We start from the raw sequence: 20,077 nt of genomic DNA on the forward strand, positions 1-20,077 counted from the left end.
CCGAAGTCCCACGTCCGGTGATACCCCGGGATGACGCGGAGTGGACCGGCGCCGACCTAGGGTGAACGGTGTGCGGCGACTGAGCTTGTGGATGAGGGCGCACCCGATGGTCGGGGACGTCCTGCTCGCGCTGTTGCTGCTGCTCATGGACCTGCTGACACTGGTCGCGCAGGCGAACCGGTACACGGGGCCGGCGTGGTACGTCGCGCTCCCGCTGGACGTCGCGATGGTGGCCCCGGTGGCGTTCCGGCGCAAGTACCCGCAGGTCATGGCCTACGTGATCCTGGTGATGACGGTGCCGCACAGCGCGCTGCTACTGGGGTTCGGCAGCGCGACGGCGAGCTGTGTCGCGCTGTACACGATGGTCGTCTACGTCGGGCGGCGGCAGGCCGCGGTGTACCTGGTCGCGCAGGCCGTGGTCAGCCTGCTGCAGGTGTGGGCGGGCTGGTCACCGGGCGGCTGGCCGCCGCTGGTGTTCATCAGCCTGGTCTTCGCGCTGTGCTGGGTGCTCGGCGAGTTCGTCGGGGCGCGGCGGGCCTACCAGGCGGAGATGGAGGCGCGGCTGCACCTGCTGGAAACCGAGCGCGACCAGGCCGGGCGGATCGCGGTGGCCGAGGAGCGCGGGCGGATCGCACGGGAACTGCACGACGTGGTGGCGCACGCGGTGAGCGTGATCGTGGTGCAGGCCGACGGGGCGTCGTACGCGCTGCGGTCGAACCCGGAGCAGGCGGAGCGGGCGGTCCGCACGATTTCCGAGACGGGCCGGCAGGCGCTGACCGAGCTGCGGCGGCTGCTGCAGGTGCTGCGCAACGAAGAGGTGGACGGGGAGCCGCGGATCCCGCAGCCGACGGCGGAGTCGCTGGCGGACCTGGCGGAGCGGGTGCGGGCCGCGGGGGTGCCGGTGGAGCTGTCGATCGACGGCGAGCTGGCCGAACTGCCGGCCGGGGTGTCGCTCGGGGTGTACCGGATCGTGCAGGAGTCGCTGACGAACACGCTCAAGCACGCCGGGCCGGGGGCGCGGGCGCAGGTGCGGGTGCGGCGGACTGAGAACCTGGTGGACGTGGAGATCGTGGACGACGGGGCGGGCAAGGCACGGGCGCTGGTGCCCGAGCCGGACCTGCCGGGAGGCAACGGGGTGATCGGGATGCGCGAGCGGGCGCACCTGTTCGGCGGGATCCTGCGGGTGGGGCCGCGGCCCGGGGGCGGCTGGCGGGTGCACGCGAGCTTCCCGGTGAGGCTCGACCCGTGATCCGCGTGGTGGTCGTCGACGACCAGGAGCTGATGCGGGTCGGGTTCCGCATGGTGCTGGGCGCGCAGGAGGACATCGACCTGGTCGGCGAGGCCGGGAACGGGTCGGACGCGGTGTCGCTGGCCGGTTCGCTGCGGCCCGACGTGGTGCTGATGGACGTGCGGATGCCGGTGATGGACGGCGTCGAGGCGACGAAGCGGATCGTCGAGGCCGGCACGTCGCGGGTGCTGGTGATGACGACGTTCGACCTGGACGAGTACGTGTACGCGGCGCTGCAGAACGGGGCGAGCGGGTTCCTGCTGAAGGACACGCCGCCGGATCACCTGGTGTCGGCGTTGCGGTCGGTGGCGTCCGGGGACGCGGTGGTGTCGCCGTCGGTGACGCGGCGGCTGCTGGACCGGTTCATGAGCGGCGGCGGCCCCCCGCGCGACGAGGCCGAGCTGAACGTGCTGACCGAGCGGGAGCGCGAGGTGCTGGTGCTCATCGCGAAGGGCCTGTCCAATGTGGAGATCGCGGACAAGCTGTTCCTCTCGGAGGCGACGGTGAAGACGCACGTGGGCCGGATCCTGGCGAAGCTCGGGCTGCGGGACCGGGTGCAGGCGGTGGTGCTGGCGTACGAGACGGGCCTGATCCGGCCGGGCCAGACCTGAGGCGGAGCCGGAGCAGCGATCGCGGGCGGGAACTGCCTGCTCACGGCGCGCCGGTGAGCTGCTTGGCCTCGGCAGCTTCCCCCACCTGCGCCGGCCACCGATCGGCCCTGGGCGGCCGCCGGGGGCTTGGCGAGCGCGTCAGCGGTAGGGCGCCGGGTCCACCTCCGCCGGGGTCTTGCCCGCCTTGTGCACCTCGGCGTACCAGCGGCCCCAGTCGGGGCGGGTGCCGTCCGTGTCGGTCACGCCGTATTCGTGCATGAGCGTCCACGAGGCGAGCGTCTTCCCCGCGAAGCGCGCCACCTCCGGGTCGGCCACCAGGGCGGCCACGCCGCGGGCCAGGTAGTACGGCGTCTCCGAGACCGCGAAGTCCGGGCCGCCCGCACCGGCCACCGCGTCGCGCCAGTTGGACTCCGTGACGCCGAAGAGGTCCAGCATCGCCTCCGAGCGCAGGAAACCGGGCGTGACCGACAGGCCGACGCAGCCCTTCCCGGCCAGCTCCGCGCCCAGCGCCCGGCCGAGCGCCCGCACCCCGCACTTCGCCAGGTAGTACGGGATGCCCGCGCCCACGTACTCGTCGTCGTCGCCGTCGGTCACCTCGATCACGATCCCGCCGGGGCGCCGCACGACCAGCGGCAGCAGCCGGTGCAGCGCGATCAGGTGCGTGTCCAGCGCGTTGTGCACCAGGGTCAGCGCGTCGTCCAGGCTGGACTCCCAGTACGGCCGCTCGAAGTCGACGAACGGGTCACCGCCCCACACGTCGTCGACCAGCACGTCCAGCCCGCCCGCCTCCGCCTCGACCCGGGACCGCAGCGCGTCCACGTCCGCGACCGACGTGAAGTCGCACCGCACCGGCACGCCCCGGCCGCCCGCCGCGTCGACCAGTTCGGCCGTCTCCTCGATCGTCTCCGACCGCTTCATCGGCGACGCCGACTCGCGCGTCGTACGTCCCGTGACGTACACCGTCGCGCCGCCGCGCCCCAGCTCCACCGCGATCGCGCGACCACATCCGCGGGTCGCCCCCGTCACGAGCACCGTCTTCGCCGTCATACCGGGACCATAACGCCCGACCCCGACAAAACCGGGTGCCGAAGCTCAGGGGCGATTCAGGGTCATCACCGATCGCGCGCGCCCGGAAATCACGGGAGGCTACTACCGCAGTCGGGTGGGAAGTTGCAACCACAGGATGACGCGCACGCGTACCCCGATCGGTCAGCATGAGAACCGCACGGGGAACACAGGCTTTGACCAGCAGGGGAGCAACCATGATCGAGGCACGCGGCCTCACGAAACGCTACGGCAAAACACTCGCCGTCAACGATCTGTCATTCGACGTCGCCCCCGGCGAGGTGACCGGTTTCCTCGGTCCCAACGGTGCCGGGAAATCGACCACCATGCGGATGATCCTGGGCCTGGACAATCCGACCAGCGGCCAGGTGACCATCGGCGGAAAACGTTACACGGAACTGAAGAATCCACTTCGGACGGTCGGCGCGCTGCTCGACGCCAAGTGGGTGCACCCGAACCGCTCGGCCCGCGCGCACCTGGCCTGGATGGCGAAGTCCAACCACCTGCCGATGCGCCGCGTGGACGAGGTGCTCGAAATCGTCGGCCTGACCAGCGTGGCCGGCAAGCGCGCGGGTGGCTTCTCGCTGGGCATGTCGCAGCGGCTGGGGATCGCCGCGGCCCTGCTCGGCGACCCGGAGGTGCTGCTGTTCGACGAGCCGGTCAACGGCCTCGACCCGGAGGGCATCCTCTGGATCCGCAAGTTCATGCACCGCCTGGCCGACGAGGGCCGCACCGTCTTCGTCTCCAGCCACCTGCTGTCGGAGATGGCGCTGACCGCCTCCAACCTCGTGGTCATCGGCAAGGGCAGGCTGATCTCGCAGAGCACCACGACGGAATTCGTCGCGCGGGCCAGCGAGAACACGGTCAAGGTGCGCAGCCCGCAGCTGGACCAGCTGCGCTCGCTGCTGCCGGCCGACAGCGCCACCGACACCGACACCGGCATCCTGGTGTCCGGTTTGGACAGCGAGAAGATCGGCGAGCTGGCCGCGGGCAACGGCATCGTGCTGCACGAGCTGAGCCCGCAGACGGGTTCGCTGGAGCAGGCGTTCATGCAGATCACGGGCGATTCCGTGGAGTACCACACCGGTCTGGCGACCGAGCACCGGCACGCTCTCGAGCCGGCGAACTAGGGGAGACGCGAACATCATGACTTTGCTTGCCGTGGAACGGATGAAACTGTTCACCACCCGATCGCCGTGGTGGTGCGCGCTGGTGGCGCTGGCCACCACGATCGGGTTCTCCGCCCTGATCGTCGGCAACGCCGACGACGGCGGCGAGTTCACCGCCACCGTCGCCTCGACCCAGTTCGGCTACAGCTTCGGCATGGCCGTGATCATGGTGCTGGCCGCGCTCGCGGTCACCACCGAGTACCGGTTCGGCACGATCCGCACGACCTTCCAGGCGGTGCCCAACCGCGCCGCCGCGCTGACCGCGAAGGCGACCGTGGTCGCGCTGGTCGCCCTGGTCATCGGTGAGCTGAGCGCGTTCGGCTCGTGGGCGCTGGCGCTGCTGCTCAAGCCGAACGCCCCGCTCGCGCTGGACACCGGCGCGGACTGGATCAACGTGGCCGGGGTCGGCGTGGTCTACGCGTTCGCCGCGGTGATCGCGGTGGCCGTGGGCATCCTGCTCCGCCACAGCGCCGGCGCGATCGCGCTGCTGCTGATCTACGCGCTCGCCGTCGAGGACCTGATCCGGATGATCCCGGGCGTCGGCGACGACATCTACCAGTGGCTGCCGTTCAACGTGGCGAACAAGTTCCTCACCGGCGACGGCTTGTCGAACGTGGGCCGCAACACCGATGCGGGCGCGCCGATGTCCACCGCCGTGCTGTCGCAGGGCGGGTCGCTGGCCTACTTCGCGGCGGTCGCCGTGGCGCTGCTCGCCATCGGGATCGGCACCGCGCGGCGACGCGACGCCTGACGAAGACCACCACAGGGAAGCTCCGGTGGGGACCGGAGCACGGGGAAGGAACGGCCCGGGCCACCGAATTCGGGGGGTGGCCCGGGCCTTCGCCGTTACCGCACGCGGCGACCGCGGGAAAGGTCGAATCGATTAATCGGATGAGGCCGTTACGACCGCTGGGTTAATTGCGCGTAAAGGGCCTGTGGTCAGGGTCACAGGAAGCGGACGCACTGCCTCTGACCAGGCACTCTGGAATTACCACGTCAGGCGACTCCACGGAGGTGACCCTTGACGGTGGATGTTGATGCCGAAATCGCCGCCCCGCGCACCGCTGCGTATCCGCCCGCTCTGGAACCGCTCGACGCGCTCGAGTGGTCGCAGGCCGTGGAGCTGCCCCGGATCGCGGCCACCGCGACCAGACCGGCCGAGATCCGGCGGGCGTGGATCCATCGCGCCGCCGAGGAGGAAGTGCTCGCGTTGTTCCGCGCGGTGAGCGCCCGGGGCGGGATGATCCCGGCGCCGTGGTGGCTGCGGGCCCTGGCGGAGGGCAGGCTGGACTCGCGGGCGACCGGTTTCCGCATCGAGGACCGGATCGCACAGCTGCTGTCCCGCCGCCCGGGCTGGGAGTACGTGCCGTGGGCCGCCGACGGCGAGTCCGGTTACTGGGAGTTCATGCCGTCGGAGAACGGCCGCTCCGGGCACAAGATCCCCACCACGATCCTCAACACGAGCCGCCACGACGGGTGGATCGACGTGTTGCCGGCGCACACGGGCAGCGCGCCGTCACCGATCGCGGTCGCCGGGGTCGGTGGCCTGCGGTCCCGCTTGGGGGAGTTCGAGGCCGTCCGCTGACGGCGGTTCCACAAGTAGCGGTGCCGCCTGCACCCGGCACCGCTAACCGCACCGCCAAGCAAGCCGTTCCCCCTGCGACAAGTAACTTGGGCGGGTGGAGAGCGAGCACCAACCCCGCCTGCGGAGTGTCGTCAGCTACGTGCAGCGTGGCGGCCGGATGACGGTCGGCCAGCAGCGTGCCTGGGAACGCCAGTGGGCGGACATCGGGCGCAAGGTGGCCGAGCTGCCGCCCGGTCCGATCGACTTCGCCGAGTGGTTCGGCCGCCCGGCGCCGGTACTGCTGGAGATCGGATCCGGCATGGGGGAGACCACCGCGCAGCTCGCGGCCGCCGAGCCGGAGGTCAACTACGTCGCCGTCGAGGTGTACGAGGCGGGTCTCGGGCAGCTGATGCTGCGTGCCGAACGGCTCGGCCTGGCGAACCTGCGCCTGCTGCACGGCGACGCGGTGGTCGCGCTGACCGAGCACATCGCGCCGGACTCGCTGTCCGGTGTGCGGATCTTCTTCCCCGACCCGTGGCCGAAGAAGCGCCACCACAAGCGCCGCCTGGTGCAGCCGGACTTCGTGAAGCTGGTCGCCTCGCGGCTCGCGCCGGGCGGGATCCTGCACCTGGCCACCGACTGGGAGCACTACGCCGAGCAGATGCTCGAGGTGTGCTCGGCCGAGCCCGCGTTGCGCAACCGGTTCGACGACTGGGCGCCGCGGCCGGGCTGGCGTCCGGTGACGAAGTTCGAGCAGCGGGCCGACCAGGAGGGCCGGATCAGCCGGGACCTGATCTTCGAACGCGTGGGCTGACCGGCCGCCCCTCCCCCGACGAAGGGGCGGCCGGACTTGCTCATTCGTCGGCCAGCGGTTCCGCGCGCACCCGGTTCAGGGCCGGCGTGCAGACCGACGCGGCGAGCACGGCCACGGCGAACCCGAGCACCACCGGCGCGGCCAGCCACGGGCTGATCACCGCCGAGGCGGCCCGGGATTCCTGAATGATCGAGAACAACCCGAGCCCGGCGATCATTCCCAGCACCCCGGATCCGATCGTGGCGACGAGCGCGGGCAGTGCGGCCTCCATCCGCAGCGCCCTGGCCAGCAGCCGGGTCGGCGTGCCGGCCGCCATCAGCGCCCCGAACGTGCGGCGGCGGTCCATCACCGATCCGGCGGTCGCGATCGCCGCGCTGCACCCGGCCAGGATCGCCGCGACCGTCACCCCGATGACCGTGACGCGGCGCAGGTCGTCCAGCTGGCTGCGCTGCTCGTCCAGGTACAGCTCCCGGCTGTACACGCTCTCCCCACCGGCCGCGCCGACCAGCGCGGTCCGCACCATCTCCCGGTCGGCTGGGGTGGTGTCGACGGCGATCCGCGCGTACTCCGACACGATCCCGGCCGGCATCACCGCCGGGTCGATCAGCACCGGCGCGTACCCGTCGTCGTCGGTCTGCACCATCGGCTTGACCGTGGTGCCCGGCGCGAACGGCACGCCAGGGGCTTCGTAGGTGCCGGACACCTGGAAGCCGCCCAGGTCCAGCTCGTGGGTGCTGTAGATCCCTGGCCCGGTGCAGGTGGCCGAGAGGCGGTAGAGCTTGATGCCGTCGGCGCAGGACACGACCACGCCCGAGTAGCTGGACCCGTTCACCGACTTCAGCGTCACCTGGGGCATCGACACCGCGCGGGCCGGCAGGTTGTAGCGCGCGAGCGTGGCGTTGGCCTGGCCGGTGATCGCGGCGGACCGCTCACCGTAGGCGTCCATCGACAGCACCGAGTCCCGGAACGTCCCGCCGCCGCCGGTCATCGCGTCGAAGCTGGGCATCAGCGTCAGCGCCATCGACCCGGTGAACACGGCGAGCACGACCCCGGCCGAGGCGCGGTAGGCGCCGCGCGGGTCGTTGCGCAGCCGCCGCCCGGCCAGCAGCGCGGACGGCCTGCGCCACCGGCTCACGAAGAACCCGCCGATCACCGCGGTGACGTACGGCCCGACCAGCATCGCCGAGGCGATCATCAGCCCGAGCCCGAGCAGGACCAGGTTGACGTCGTCGCCCTTCTCGATGGCGAAGAAGAAGAACAACGCCGTCGCGGGCAGCGAGAGCAGGCGCCACCACCGCAGCGGTTTCGGCGTGTGCTGCACGACCGCCCCCACCGGGTTGCTCACCACGCGCCGCAGCCCGAACACGGCGGCCAGCAGCACCAGCGCCGGCACGGCGACCATCACCAGCACGGTGAGCCCGAGCGGCACGCGGAAGTCCCCGGCCAGCCAGGTGCCGCCGTCCCACGGCACGAGCCGGGCCAGCGACCACAGCAGCGGGCTGATCGCCCAGCCGATCAACGCACCCGCGACCGCGGCGATCCCGGTTTCGGCCGCGGTGATCGACACGACCTGCCCCGGCGTCGCCCCCGCCAGCCGCAGGGCGGCCAGCCGCTGCTCCCGCCTGGCCGCGATCAGCCGCGCCGAGGAGGCCACCAGCACCAGGCTCGGCACCAGCAGCACCACGACACCGACCCCGGCCAGCAGGGTCAGCAGCTCGTCCACCCGCGCGTCGGAAGACGGGACGAACCCGGTCCGCTGGTTCGCGGTCACCGGCATCGTCTCCGGCGTGTGCCCGACGAGCGCGACGAGCTGGTCCGGGAACCGCAGGGCGTCCTCGCCGAGGGTGCCGACCACCTTGCCGGGGAACCGGTCGGCCAGTTGCGACGCCGGGATCCGGTGCATCGCCTGGAACAGCTCCGGCGACACCAGCACCTCACCCGGCGCCGGGAACTTCGGCACCCCGGCCGGCAAGCTCACCCCGCCGCCGAGCTGGGCCACGTCGACCCGGTCGATCTGCCTGCCGTCGAAGAAGTCGGTGCTGGTCGCGATCGACAGGGTCGGGGCGCCGTCAACACGCGAGCCGTACGCCTCCTGCCACACCGCGCGCTCGGCGCGGGCCTGCGTGGCGTAGGGCAGGCTCAGCAGCAGGAGCACCAGACCCGTGGCCACCGCGACCCCCACCGCGGTGAGCAGGGTGGCGGTCCGGGTCCGGCGGTCGGCCCGCAGCACCTTGAACGCCAGCTGGACCGGGCTCACGAAAGCACCCCCACCTGCTCCGCGATCCGCCCGTCCCGGATGGTCACCGTGCGCGGCAGCGACGCGGCCAGTTCCACGTCGTGCGTCACGATGACCACCGAGGTGCCCGCGTCCGAGGCCGCGGCCAGCAGGGCGTCCATGGTGTCCTTGCCGGTGCGGGTGTCCAGCGCGCCGGTCGGCTCGTCGGCGAAGATCACCTTCGGCCGGTGGGTGAGCGCGCGGGCGATCGCCACGCGCTGCGCCTGCCCGCCGGACAGCTCACCGGGGCGGGATCCCTCCCGGCCGCGCAGCCCGAGCCGGCCCAGCCACTCCCGCGCCGCGCCGATCGCCTCGCGGCGCTTGGCGCCCCCGAGCAGCATCGGCAGCGCCACGTTCTCCTCGGCGGACAGTTCGGCGACCAGCATTCCCTGCTGGAACACGAACCCGAACTCGGTGCGCCGCAGCTCGCTGCGCTTGGTTTCGGACAGCTGCTCGATGCGCTGACCGTTCAGCGTGATCTCGCCGCCGTCCGGCCGCAGGATCCCGGCCAGCACGTGCAGCAGCGACGTCTTGCCCGATCCGGACGGGCCGACGACCGCGAGCGCCTCCCCGGCGTGGATGTCGATGTCCACCCCGGCCAGCGCGACCTGCTCGCCGTACCGCTTGACGAGCCCCCGCCCGGACAGCACGACGCTCCCTTGTGGAGTCATGAACGTATCCCCTTTCGGTGTTCCCGCACAGCAGGTTCACAGGCCGGGCGGGGTGCCCGGATCGGCCGATCGGCCGATCCGGGGTGGCCGGGCGGCCAAGGTGCGTGAGCTCGCCCAGCCGCTACCGTTCGGTTGTGCCGTTCTCCGATCGCGTCACCTCGGCCTGGCGATGGCTGGGGCTCGAAGGCGTTCTGCTGGTCGCCGCCTTCCTGTGCGATCTGGCCGTCGTGCTGCCGGCCAGTGTGGACTCGGTCGGGCCACACGGCCGTGACCTCCTGCTGCTGCCCGGGATGATCGCGCTGGGCGCGTGCGCGCTGTGGGCGCGGACCCGGCCCGCGGTCGCCGTGTTCGCCGGTGCGGCGACGCTGTTCGCCTCGACGTTCCTGATCCGGGAGACCGACGCGGCGGCCTACACCACGCTGCTGAGCAACGTGTCGCTGAGCGAGACCGTCGCCGGGCTGGAGCTGGTGTTCTTCTGCGTCCGCCGGGTGCGGTGGGCGGAGTCGGTCGTCGGCACCGGCACGCTGGTGCTCGCCGGGTTGTTCGCGGCCGGCTACCGCAACGGCTCGGACGACCGCGGGATGGGCGAGACGCTGCTGCTCGGGATGGTGCTGCTGGTCGCCGCGGTGCTGGCCGGGCTGCACTTCCGGCGCGGCCAGGCCCCGCGCAAGGAGAGCCCGGCGCGCGACCTGGTGCGCGAGCAGTGGCCGCTGATCGGCGGGCTCAGCCTGCCCGTGTTCCTGGAGCTGTACCAGCTGCTGGACGGCGGCATCCGCGCGCTGCCCGCGCTGATCTGCTCGCTGGCCGCGGCCGCCATGACCGTGTACGCGACCCGGCGTCCGCTGCCCGCGGCGCTGCTGCTCGCCGGGATCATCTTCGCCACGTCGGCGGCGCTGTGGGTCGCGCCGTGGCAGTACCAGCTGGGCTACGGCGCGCTGCCGTTCACCGAGATCGTCGCCGGGATCATCGTCGTGGTCCTGCTGGTCCGGTCGGTCGAGCCGAAGCGGGCGTGGGGCGCGATCACGCTGATGTCGGCCGGGGTCGCGTTCACCACGCTGACGAACCTGGCCAGTGGCCGCGGCCGGATGACCATGGCCGACCTGCGGGACGTCGTCATCGCCGCGGTGCTCGTGCTGGGCATCTCGGTGGCCGGCGGGCTGTACCTCCGGGCGCGCGACTCCGAGCGGCGCAAGGTGGTCGAGGCCGCGGTCGCCGACGCGCAGAACTCCGAGCGGATGGCGCTGGCGCGGGAACTGCACGACCTGGTGGCGCACCACGTCACCGGCATCATCGTGCAGGCGCAGGCGGCGAAGGTGATCGCCGACCAGAACCCGAAGGTCGCGCTGGAGGTCATCGAACGCATCGAGGCCGCGGGCACCGAGGCGATGACCGCGATGCGTCGGCTGGTGGGCAGCATGCGCGCGGGCGCGGACGCGGTCACCGACCAGGCCACCATGGACCTGGACGCGGACCTGCGGCGGCTGGTGGAGTCCGGGCACCACGGGGTCCCGGTCGAGGCGGACGTGCGGGTGCCCGCGGACCTGCCGCAGGAGGTGGCGCGGTCGGCGCTGCGGCTGGTCCAGGAGTCGCTGACGAACATCGGCAAGCACGCGGCCGGCGCGACGCGGGCGTGCCTGCTGGCCGAGGTCCGCGGCGGCGAACTGCACATCCGGGTGGCCGACGACGGCCGCCAGGTGGCGGCACGGCCGGCCGGCGGATCGGGGGGATACGGTCTGATCGGGATGCGCGAGCGGGTCGAGCTGCTGCACGGCCGGCTCACCGCGGGCCCGGCACCGGACGGGGGCTGGGTGGTGGAGGCGTGGTTGCCGGTGGAGGAAGAAGCTTGATTCGCGTACTGATCGCCGACGACCAGAGCATGGTGCGGATGGGGTTCCGGATGATCCTCGACGCGCAGGACGACATCGAGGTGGTCGCCGACGTCGAGGACGGCGTGTCGGCGGTGACGAAGGCGCGCGAGCTGCGGCCGGACGTGTGCCTGCTGGACATCCGGATGCCCGGGCTGGACGGGCTGGAGGTGACGCGCCGGCTGGCCGGGCCGGACGTGGCCGAACCGCTGAAGGTGGTCGTGGTGACCACGTTCGACCTCGACGAGTACGTGCACACGGCGCTGCGCAACGGCGCGAGCGGCTTCCTGCTCAAGGACGCCGGCCCGGCGCTGCTGATCGAGGCGATCCGGGCCGCCCACCGCGGGGACGCGCTGGTGTCGCCGCAGGTGACGGTGCGGCTGCTGAAGCACTTCGAAGGCGCGTCCGCCCGGCGGTCGGCGCAGCCGCCGAAGGAACCGCTGACCGCGCGTGAGCTGGACGTGGTCAAGGCGGCGGCGCGGGGCCTGACGAACACCGAGATCGGCGCCGAGCTGTACATGTCCCTGTCCACGGTGAAAACGCACCTGGCCGCGGTGCAGGGCAAGGTCGGGGCACGCAACCGCGTCGAGGTCGCGGCCTGGGCGTGGCGCAGCGGGTTGATGGACTAGCCGCGCAGGGTGCAGGCTTTGCGACCATGAAGCGCAGTGCGGCGCTGGTGGCCGCGGTCGTCGTGACAACCGGTCTCACCGCCTGCTCGACCACGGTCAGCGGCAGGCCGACGCCGGCGCCGCGCACCACGAGTGAGGCGCCCACCCCGCTGGACGCGCTGAACGCGTGCACCCTGCTCGACCAGTTGCTCGCGGGGCAGGGGTTCACGCCAGGGCAGCGGATCGGCGTCCGGAACGAGTGCGGCGCGACCAAACCCGGTTACGGCAGCGTGAGCATCGCGCTGGATCCGGAGCGCGCGGACCCCCCGGGGACACCGTTCGACGTCAACGGCCGGAAGGCGCTGATCGGCCAGTTCACCGGCCCCGGGACGTGCGAGGTCGTGCTCGTCGTGACCGAACACGCCCGCGCCTCGGCGACCGTCGTGTTGCTCTCCGGCGATCTGCAGGACGAAGCGTGCGCCGCGGCGGAAGACCTGGCGACGAGCCTGGAACCGCTGCTGCCGCGGTGACTCACTGCGCCGTCCAGCCGCCGTCCACGGGGAGCAGGGCGCCGGTGATGAAGCTCGCCGCGTCGGAGGCCAGGAACGCGACCGCTTCGGCGACCTCGCCGGGGTGGCCGATGCGGCCGATCGGGTGGGCCGGGCCGAACGAGGCGAGCATCTCGCGACCGTTGTCGACCACGCCGTCCATGATGTCGGTGTCGATGACGCCCGGCAGGACGGCGTTCGAGCGGATGCCGGCCGGCCCGCCTTCGATCGCCAGCACGCGGGTCATCTGGGCCAGCGCGCCCTTCGACGCAGCGTAGGCGGTCTGCGTCTCGAACGCGACCACCGACGACACCGACGCGATCGAGACGATCGAGCCGCCGCCCGCGGCCGCCATCACCCGGAACGCCTCCCGCGCCTGCACGAAGTTCCCGCGCGCGTTGACCCGCAGGATCGCCTCGAAGTCGGCCACGCTGGTCTCGGTGATCGGCTTGTTCAGCGTCCGGCCGGCGTTGTTCACCAGCACGTCCAGCCGGCCGAACCGCTCCACCGCCAGCCGCATCGTCGCGCGGGCCAGCTCCTCGTCGGCGACGTCCCCGGTCAGCACGGCCACGTCGTCGGCGGCCAGGTCGCGCACCGAATCCCGCAGGTCGGTGACGACGAGGCGGGCGCCCCGCGCCCGCAGCAGTTCGGCGCAGGCACGGCCGATGCCGCGGGCGGCACCGGTGACGACGGCGACCCGTCCGGTGAGATCCAGTTTGTTCATGCTCCCGACGGTGGCCCCGACCGGCCGGGACGTGGCAGGGCGCGGTCTTCCTGGGAGCGCTGCACCCAGGTAGCGCCGCCGCGACCGGCTTACGATCGCGGTATGGCACGGTCCGAACTCGGCGAGTTCCTCATCGCCCGGCGGTCCCAGGTGCGCCCGGACGAGGTCAACCTCCCCAGCACCGGGCAGCGCCGGGTGCCCGGTCTGCGCCGCGAGGAGGTGGCGTTGCTGGCCGGCGTCAGCGTCGACTACTACGTGCGCCTGGAACAGGGCCGCGAGCGCACCCCGTCGGCGCAGGTGGTCGACGCGCTGGCGGCCGCGCTCCGCCTCGCCGAGGACGGCCGCGAGCACCTGTTCCGCCTCGCCGGGCTCAGCCCCCGCACCCGGCTCACCGCGGTGCCCGCCCGGGTCGATCCGAGCCTGCTGCAGCTGATGAGCGCCTGGCCGGACAACCCCGCGATCGTCTACAACCTCGCCTACGACGTGCTCGCCTCCAACGCCATCGCCGACGCGCTCTTCCACGACTGGGCCCATTCGCGCAACCTGATGCACGTCGTGTTCACCGACCCGGCGGCGCGCACGTTCTACCGGGACTGGCACGAGGTCGCACGCAACTCGGTCGCCGGTTTCCGGCTCGGCTACGGCAAGAACCCGGACGACCCGCGGGTCCGGCAGGTCCTCGCCGAGCTGCTGGAGCGCAGTCCCGAGTTCGCCGCGATGTGGACCGATCACGACGCGCGTGGCAAGAGCCTGGCGCACAAGGAGTTCGTGCACCGCGAGGTCGGCCCGCTGACGCTGACCATGCAGACCTTCGACGTGCGGTCCAGTCCGGGGCAGGAGCTGGTGGTCTACCACGCCGAACCGGGCTCGCCGAGCAGCGAGGCGCTCGCCCTGCTCGGGTCGCTCGCCGCGACCTCCCGGCGCGCGACCTAGAATCCCAGGATGCCGCATCGTTTTCGCGCCCCCGTCGTCCTGCCCTGCGATCCGGACTGCTCCGTCATCCGCGACGGTGTGGTCGACGTCGGCGACGACGGGCGGATCGCGTTCTGCGGTTCCGCCGCCGAAGCACCCGGCGATCTGCCGTCCACCCACCTGACCGGGATCCTGCTGCCCGGCCTGATCAACGCGCACGCGCACAGCCCGATGACGCTGCTGCGCGGCATGGGCGGGGACCTGCCGCTGCTGCGCTGGCTGCACGAGATCATCTGGCCGGCCGAGGCGAAGCTGCGGGCCGAGGACGTGCGCGCCGGGATGCTGCTCGGGTCGGTGGAGATGCTCCGGCACGGGGTGACGACCAGCGCGGAGATGTACTTCTACGCCGAGCAGATGGCCGAGGCGGTGCTGGAGACCGGGGCGCGGGCGGTGCTCGGCGGGCCGATCATCGACCTGCCCGGCGTCGACTGGCGGCGCATGATCGAGGTGACGGACCGCTGGATCGACACCGACGGCCTGCGGTTCGGCCCGGGTGAGCGGATCGAGTTGTCGTACGCGGCGCATTCGGCGTACATGCTGCCGGTCGAGGCGCTGCGGAAGGTGACCGAGTCGGCGGCGGCGCGGGGCGCGCTGGTGCAGATCCACGTCGCCGAGGCGGCGGACGAGGACGCCCGGCAGCGCGCGGAGTTCGGTTCGGTGCCGCGGCTGCTGGAGGAGATCGGCATGTTGCGCGGGCGGGTGCTCGCCGCGCACGCGGTGCATCTGTCCGATGAGGACATCGCGTTGTTCGCGGCGCGCGGGACCGGGGTGGCGCACTGCCCGGGGTCGAACGCGAAGCTGGCGTCGGGGATCGCGCGGCTGACGGACCTGCGGGCGGCCGCGGTGGCGGTCGGGCTCGGCACGGACGGCCCGGCCAGCAACGACGACCTCGACCTGTGGGAGGAGGTCCAGCTGTCGGCGATGCTGGCCCGGCTGTCCACGAAGGACTCGACCGCGCTGCGGGCGAAGGACGCGCTGCTGCTGGCCACCCGCGGCGGCGCGGACGCACTGGGCCGCGACGACCTGGGCGCGCTGGAGCCCGGCCGCTGGGCCGACTTCGTGCACGTCGACCCGGACGGCCCGGCGTTCGCGACCGGCCTGGACGAGCCGGACGAGCAGGTGATCTCGAACCTGGTGTGGGCGTCGGGCTCCCGGCAGGTGCGGGACGTGTGGGTGGCCGGCGACCAGGTGGTCACCGACGGCGAGCCGGTGCGGGTCGAGCGGAGCAAGGCACAATCCGCCGCGCGCGACTCCGCCGCGCGGCTGCGGGCCTAGCGGACGGGGTCAGCCGGCGAGCCGGTTGCGGGCCTGACCGGACTGGGCCAGCCAGCGAGCCGGTTGCGGGCCTTGCCCACGCTGGACCAGCCGGCGAGCCGGCCGGTTGCGGGCCTAGCGGACCCGGCCGCGGCTGGCGGCCGCCCGGCTGACCGGGACGACACGCGGAGCGGGCTCGCCGGTTCGCTTTGCGACCGCACTGCCGCTTCGCGCGACCGGGGCGGCCGTCGGCGACCCGCGCCACGGCCCGGCGCGCCGCCACCCGAGCGGCCAGCCGGCGAGCAGGCTCGGCCCCGTCCCCGGAGCGCGGCGCCACCGCCCGCCGCGCGCGACTCCGCCGCGCGGCTGCGGGCCTGACCGGGCCGGGCCAGCCGGCAGGCGGGCCGGGCGGTGCGCGCCACGCCCGGCGCCGCACCGCCGTCAGCGGAACAGCTCCGCGTGGGCCACCGCCCACTCGGCGAACCGCATCCCCGGGCGGCCCAGCACGCGGGACACCGTGGGCGAAGCCGGCTGCGGATCCCTGGCCAGTTCCGCGCATCCGTCCAGGTACCAGGCGGCGCTGTCCGCGCCCATCACCGCCGACAGCTCGGCCAGCGCCTCCGCGTGCGAGACCTCCACCAGCGGGATCTCCCGCCCCAGCGCCTGCCCGATCTGCGCCACGAGCTCGGCGCGGGTGAGCGTCTCCGGCCCGGTCAGCCCGTACGCCACGTGCTCGTGGCCGTCCTCCAGCAGGGCCTTCGCCGCGACGGCCGCGATGTCCTCCAGCGCGATCGGCGCGTTCGCCGCCCGCGGGTACGCCTCGCGCACCTCGCCCCGGTCGCGGATCTGCTCCGCCCAGACCGTCGTGTTCGTCATGAACTCGCCCGCCTCCAGGTGGGTCCACGGGATGCCGGACTGCTCGACCGCCTTCTCGATGTCGTACCACCAGCTGCCCTCGGGACCGGCGAGGTCGACGATCCGCGTCACCCCGGCCTCCCGGGCGAGCGCGGTCACCTCCCGCACCGTCTTCGTCAGCGGCGCCAGGTACATCCGGTCCACGCCCGCCAGCGCGCGGGGCAGCGTCTCGACGCGGCCGAGGTAACCCTCGACCACCTCCACCTCGGGTGGCAGGGCCGCCCGGGCCGGGTCCGTGGTCAGCGCCCGCACCTGCGTCGCTCCCGCGGCGAGCAGCTGATCGACCACCAGCCGGCCCACGTTGCCCGTCGCGCCCGTCACCAGTATCCGCATGAGCCCTCCCAGCAATGGAACATCGATGTTCCACAACAGTACTCAAATGCTCTATTTTGGCAAGGCGGTAGTTTGTCCCGGTGAGCACCCGCGACCGCACCCGCAGCGCGATCCTCGACGCCGCCGCGACCGTCCTGGGCCGCGACTACCAGGCGAAACTCGCCGAGATCGCGGACGCGGCCGGCGTCGGCCGGACCACCCTGCACCGCTACTTCCCGGACCGCGCCACGCTGATCGAGGCCACCATCGAGGACTCCGTGGCCGCCATCGAGTCCGCCGTCGGTGACGCGGCGATCGACCAGGGCCCGGCGCTGGACGCCATGCGCAGGCTGGTCGCCGCGATGCTGTCGGTCGGGGACCGGCTGGTGTTCCTGTTCGGCGACCCGCGGGTGCTGGCCGAGCACGACCCGAACGGGAGCCCACCGCCGGACGACCCGCTGATCGCCCTCATCGAGCGCGGCCAGGCCGACGGCGTGTTCGATCCGGCGCTCACTCCACAGTGGATTCAGCGGGTGCTGTGGGCGCTGGTCTACACCGGGTACACCGAGGGCGAACAGTGCGGCGTGCCCCGGCACGGCATCGTGGACACCGTGGTGAAAACGTTGCACAGCGGGATCGGCCGATCATGATCTTCGCGACCGGTTAACCGGCGCTCACGCGTTCGTTCACCTCACGTTCCCGCGCGGTGTCTTACATCGGCGCACGTGTGGGGAGTTCTCGACGCCGAGCCGGCAGGGCTCGGCAAAGCCGCAGGTCACATAGGTGACATACTGACCAAATTGGACAATTCCGCGCTTGCCGGAATCGTCCCGACGGCGGAGGTCTACGGGGACGCCGGCCTGGCGGGCAAGCTCGGCGAATTCGCCGGCCTGGCGCGGATCGCCGCGCGCGTGCTGCGGGAACGGGTCGACCTGACGGGCACCGCGCTGCTGGACACGGCCACGCTGTTCCGCGAGATGGAGCTCGACAACGAGGCCGCCATCCGGCGGGCCGGGCAGTGAGCGCGGAGCTCGGCTCCACCGACGACCCCCGCGCGCTGGTCCCCGGATCACCGGAAACCATCGTCGAGCACGCGCGGACCCTGCTCGACCAGGCGAAACAGTTCGACGGCGTCGGCTCGAAACTCGCCGGGTTCAGCGTCCCCGGCTGGCAGGGCGCGGCCGCCGACGCGTTCGGCGAGCTGGTCGACTGGCTGCCCCCGCAGTGGCTGAAGGCGGCCGACAGCCTGACAGCCGCCGCGGGCGGTCTCGACCACTACGCCGACACGCTGCGCTGGGCCCAGGAACAGGCCCAGGAGGCGATCGAGCTGTGGGACTCCGGCCGCCGTGCCCTCGACCGGGCCGCCGAGCAGGCCGTCGAGGACGCCGCGGAGGAAGCGGTGCAGCAGGCCGAGCAGCTGCGGCAGCAGGGCGAGCAACTCCAGGAGCAGGCGCGGGAGGTGCTCGACCGGGCCCGCGAACAGCTCGCACGCCAGGCCGCCGAAGCCGCGCGGGCCATCGGCACGATCGAGGCCGCGGCGGGCAGCGCGATCGGCGGGCTCGTCGACGCGATCGCCAGCGGCTGGGACGCCACCGGCAGCTCGTCGATCAAGACGTGGGAGTACGGCAACAAGTTCATCCCGCCCGAGCACGGCAAGCTGGGCCGCTACCGCTACTACGCTTACCTGCTGCACCAGGTCGCCGAGGGCAAGCTGCGGAAGGGCGATCTCACGCTCACCGGCAGGCTCGAAACGATGGTCGGCATCGAGACCAACTTCCAGGCCGCGCTGAACAACAAGGGCCTCATCCTCGAGATGGAGACCATCGACGGCATCAAGAGCACCGCGACCGGCCGCGTCGACTACGGCGTCCTCGGCCTGGACGGCAAGGCGGAGGCCATGTTCGGCGTCCGCGGCCGGGCCGGGCTCAAGGCCACCAAGGAGGTGGTCGAGGCCAAGGCGGGGGTGTTCGCCGGGGCGCGCGGCAGCGTGCGCGGCGCCGTCGACGTCGGTGGCGTCGGCGCGGGCGGGACCGCGGAGGGCTGGGCCGGTCTCGGCGCGGAGGCCGGGTTCACCGTCGGCGAGGGCGAGGACGGCAAGTTCCACATCAAGGGCAACGCCGGCCTGGCGCTCGGGCTCGGCGGTGAGCTCGGGTTCGACCTGCAGGTCGACGGCCACAAGGTCGCCGAGACCGCGAAGTCGGCCACGAACGCGATCGGCAACGGCATCGAGGCGGCCGGCGAAGGCATCAAGGACTTCGGCGAGGACGTCGCGGACGTCGGCAAATCGCTCAAGGGGTTGTTCGGATGACACTGCCCGTTTCCGTCCACTTCGGACTGCCGGACGGCTGGGAGCCCGTGCCGGCTCGGGACGCCGCCTTCGCCGCGGTGCGGTCGGACACCGCGGGGATCATGCTGACCGGCGGGATGTGGCCGTCGGCGGTGCCGTTGCGCGAGGTGGCCGCCGGGTCCGCGGCGGACCTGCGCGAGACCGCCGCCGAGGTGACCGTGCTCAGCGGCGACGAGATCGGCGGCGACGGTTTCGTGCAGGAGCTGCGGTTCACGGCCGGCGGCGAAACGTTCGTGCGCAGCGAGGTGTACCTCGCGATGGGCGAGGGGGCGGGCCAGCGCGCCGTCGTCCGCGCGGTGCTGACCTGCACCCGGGCCGAGTTCGACGCGCTGGCCGGCGACTTCCGCGAGTTCGTCGGCTCGCTCGGCCCCGACGACTAGCGCGGGCGGGGCCGGACGGTGACGTCGGTGACGTGCGAGTCGGGGCTCGCGGTGACCGCGGAGAGCACCGCCGCGGCGACCGAGTCCGGCCGCAGGTACTGCGTGGGGGCGTACTCCTTGCCCTCGCCCGCGACGATCGCCTGCTGCATCTCCGTGTCGGTCCGGCCCGGGTAGACCGAGGTGACCCGGATGCCCGGCTCCTCCTCGCGCAGCGCGTCGGCGAACGCGCGCACCGCGTGCTTGCTCGCCGCGTAGGGGCCCCAGCCGGCGCGGGCGGACAGGCCCTGACCGGAGTTGATGATCACGACGTGCCCGTTCGCGGCGCGCAGGGCAGGCAGCAGCAGGCGGGTCAGCTCCGCCACGGCGACGACGTTGACCTCGAAGTTCTTCCGCCACGCCGCGGGCGCGGACTGCTCGACGGTGCCCAGTTCGGCCGTGCCGGCCGAGTGGACGAGCACGTCCAGCCGGTCGATGCCGGCGACCGCCGCGCGCACGCCGTCGAGGTCGCTCAGGTCCACCGGCCACGGCTCCGCGTTCGCCGACTCGGCGGCCTGCTCGCCGAGCGCGTCGACGTCCCGGCCGCCGAGCAGCACGCGGTGGGTGGGGGCGAGCGCACGGGCGATAGCGGCACCGATCCCGCGCGAGGCACCGGTGACGAGAGCGAGGGGATTTTCCGGCATGCCCCTACGTTAGGC

General features: G+C 72.7%; 21 protein-coding genes. 15 read left to right on the plus strand and 6 right to left on the minus strand.

Annotated elements, in window-relative coordinates; all coding sequences use genetic code 11:
• Positions 1-91: 91 nt before the first annotated feature.
• A complete protein-coding gene (locus L1857_RS01795; protein ID WP_425266783.1) occupies positions 92-1,249 on the plus strand; it encodes a sensor histidine kinase in 1,158 nt (385 codons plus the stop codon).
• Positions 1,246-1,899 carry a response regulator gene (locus L1857_RS01800; protein ID WP_116110283.1) on the plus strand — a complete coding sequence of 218 codons (654 nt, stop codon included), beginning with the start codon at positions 1,246-1,248 and terminating at the stop codon, positions 1,897-1,899. The genes L1857_RS01795 and L1857_RS01800 overlap by 4 nt, the downstream gene beginning before the upstream one ends.
• A 138-nt stretch (positions 1,900-2,037) precedes the next feature.
• Here the strand turns inward: L1857_RS01800 and L1857_RS01805 are convergent, their stop codons facing one another.
• A complete protein-coding gene (locus L1857_RS01805) occupies positions 2,038-2,946 on the minus strand; it encodes an SDR family oxidoreductase (protein WP_094003230.1) in 909 nt (302 codons plus the stop codon).
• A 215-nt stretch (positions 2,947-3,161) separates the two neighbouring features.
• Between L1857_RS01805 and L1857_RS01810 the strand changes: the two genes are divergently transcribed.
• The 4 genes from L1857_RS01810 (at position 3,162) to trmB (ending at position 6,511) form a co-directional block, all read left to right on the plus strand.
• Positions 3,162-4,094 (plus strand): ABC transporter ATP-binding protein, encoded by a 933-nt coding sequence (locus L1857_RS01810; RefSeq protein ID WP_116110284.1) that lies wholly within the window; start codon positions 3,162-3,164, stop codon positions 4,092-4,094.
• 16 nt (positions 4,095-4,110) lie between these two features.
• Positions 4,111-4,884: an ABC transporter permease gene (locus tag L1857_RS01815; protein ID WP_116110285.1), complete on the plus strand. Its 774-nt coding sequence runs from the start codon at positions 4,111-4,113 to the stop codon at positions 4,882-4,884.
• Between the two features lie 270 nt (positions 4,885-5,154).
• The gene (locus L1857_RS01820; protein WP_116110286.1) at positions 5,155-5,718 is read left to right on the plus strand and encodes a hypothetical protein; all 564 of its coding nucleotides are present in this window, start codon (positions 5,155-5,157) and stop codon (positions 5,716-5,718) included.
• A gap of 94 nt (positions 5,719-5,812) precedes the next feature.
• The gene (gene trmB / locus L1857_RS01825; RefSeq protein WP_094003234.1) at positions 5,813-6,511 is read left to right on the plus strand and encodes a tRNA (guanosine(46)-N7)-methyltransferase TrmB; all 699 of its coding nucleotides are present in this window, start codon (positions 5,813-5,815) and stop codon (positions 6,509-6,511) included.
• Between the two features lie 40 nt (positions 6,512-6,551).
• Here trmB and L1857_RS01830 read toward each other — a convergent pair whose 3' ends face one another.
• Both L1857_RS01830 and L1857_RS01835 read right to left on the minus strand, forming a co-directional pair.
• The gene (locus L1857_RS01830; RefSeq protein WP_249464311.1) at positions 6,552-8,768 is read right to left on the minus strand and encodes an FtsX-like permease family protein; all 2,217 of its coding nucleotides are present in this window, start codon (positions 8,766-8,768) and stop codon (positions 6,552-6,554) included.
• Complete coding sequence (locus tag L1857_RS01835) at positions 8,765-9,457, minus strand: ABC transporter ATP-binding protein (protein WP_094003236.1); 693 nt, start codon at positions 9,455-9,457, stop codon at positions 8,765-8,767. Before L1857_RS01835 ends, L1857_RS01830 begins: the two co-directional genes overlap by 4 nt.
• Positions 9,458-9,591: 134 nt before the next feature.
• On the opposite strand from L1857_RS01835, the gene L1857_RS01840 reads away from it, so the two are divergent.
• The 3 genes from L1857_RS01840 to L1857_RS01850 are packed head-to-tail and all read left to right on the plus strand — an operon-like array spanning position 9,592 to position 12,460.
• Positions 9,592-11,304, plus strand: a complete 1,713-nt coding sequence (locus tag L1857_RS01840) for a sensor histidine kinase (RefSeq protein WP_094003237.1) — start codon at positions 9,592-9,594, stop codon at positions 11,302-11,304.
• Complete coding sequence (locus L1857_RS01845; RefSeq protein ID WP_094003238.1) at positions 11,301-11,951, plus strand: response regulator; 651 nt, start codon at positions 11,301-11,303, stop codon at positions 11,949-11,951. The genes L1857_RS01840 and L1857_RS01845 overlap by 4 nt, the downstream gene beginning before the upstream one ends.
• Before the next feature lie 26 nt (positions 11,952-11,977).
• The gene (locus tag L1857_RS01850; protein ID WP_094003239.1) at positions 11,978-12,460 is read left to right on the plus strand and encodes a DUF3558 domain-containing protein; all 483 of its coding nucleotides are present in this window, start codon (positions 11,978-11,980) and stop codon (positions 12,458-12,460) included.
• Position 12,461: 1 nt separating this feature from the next.
• Here the strand turns inward: L1857_RS01850 and L1857_RS01855 are convergent, their stop codons facing one another.
• The gene (locus tag L1857_RS01855) at positions 12,462-13,202 is read right to left on the minus strand and encodes an SDR family NAD(P)-dependent oxidoreductase (protein WP_249464314.1); all 741 of its coding nucleotides are present in this window, start codon (positions 13,200-13,202) and stop codon (positions 12,462-12,464) included.
• 102 nt (positions 13,203-13,304) lie between these two features.
• Here L1857_RS01855 and L1857_RS01860 point away from each other — a divergent pair, with 102 nt between their 5' ends.
• Complete coding sequence (locus L1857_RS01860) at positions 13,305-14,135, plus strand: helix-turn-helix domain-containing protein (RefSeq protein ID WP_094003241.1); 831 nt, start codon at positions 13,305-13,307, stop codon at positions 14,133-14,135.
• A 9-nt stretch (positions 14,136-14,144) separates the two neighbouring features.
• Positions 14,145-15,449 (plus strand): amidohydrolase family protein, encoded by a 1,305-nt coding sequence (locus L1857_RS01865; RefSeq protein WP_249464317.1) that lies wholly within the window; start codon positions 14,145-14,147, stop codon positions 15,447-15,449.
• Between the two features lie 420 nt (positions 15,450-15,869).
• Here L1857_RS01865 and L1857_RS01870 read toward each other — a convergent pair whose 3' ends face one another.
• A complete protein-coding gene (locus L1857_RS01870; protein WP_249464320.1) occupies positions 15,870-16,676 on the minus strand; it encodes an NAD(P)H-binding protein in 807 nt (268 codons plus the stop codon).
• Between the two features lie 80 nt (positions 16,677-16,756).
• Here L1857_RS01870 and L1857_RS01875 point away from each other — a divergent pair, with 80 nt between their 5' ends.
• The 4 genes from L1857_RS01875 to L1857_RS01890 all read left to right on the plus strand — a co-directional run bounded on the left by L1857_RS01875 (position 16,757) and on the right by L1857_RS01890 (position 19,382).
• The gene (locus L1857_RS01875) at positions 16,757-17,305 is read left to right on the plus strand and encodes a TetR/AcrR family transcriptional regulator (protein ID WP_116110291.1); all 549 of its coding nucleotides are present in this window, start codon (positions 16,757-16,759) and stop codon (positions 17,303-17,305) included.
• 150 nt (positions 17,306-17,455) lie between these two features.
• A complete protein-coding gene (locus tag L1857_RS01880; RefSeq protein ID WP_094003245.1) occupies positions 17,456-17,677 on the plus strand; it encodes a hypothetical protein in 222 nt (73 codons plus the stop codon).
• The gene (locus L1857_RS01885; RefSeq protein WP_116110292.1) at positions 17,674-18,963 is read left to right on the plus strand and encodes a putative T7SS-secreted protein; all 1,290 of its coding nucleotides are present in this window, start codon (positions 17,674-17,676) and stop codon (positions 18,961-18,963) included. The genes L1857_RS01880 and L1857_RS01885 overlap by 4 nt, the downstream gene beginning before the upstream one ends.
• The gene (locus tag L1857_RS01890; protein ID WP_116110293.1) at positions 18,960-19,382 is read left to right on the plus strand and encodes a hypothetical protein; all 423 of its coding nucleotides are present in this window, start codon (positions 18,960-18,962) and stop codon (positions 19,380-19,382) included. Before L1857_RS01885 ends, L1857_RS01890 begins: the two co-directional genes overlap by 4 nt.
• Here L1857_RS01890 and L1857_RS01895 read toward each other — a convergent pair.
• Positions 19,379-20,062: an SDR family oxidoreductase gene (locus L1857_RS01895; RefSeq protein WP_094003248.1), complete on the minus strand. Its 684-nt coding sequence runs from the start codon at positions 20,060-20,062 to the stop codon at positions 19,379-19,381. The genes L1857_RS01890 and L1857_RS01895 overlap by 4 nt on opposite strands.
• Positions 20,063-20,077 lie beyond the last annotated feature (15 nt).

The organism is Amycolatopsis thermalba, assembly GCF_023376025.1.
Lineage (GTDB): Bacteria > Actinomycetota > Actinomycetes > Mycobacteriales > Pseudonocardiaceae > Amycolatopsis_E > Amycolatopsis_E thermalba.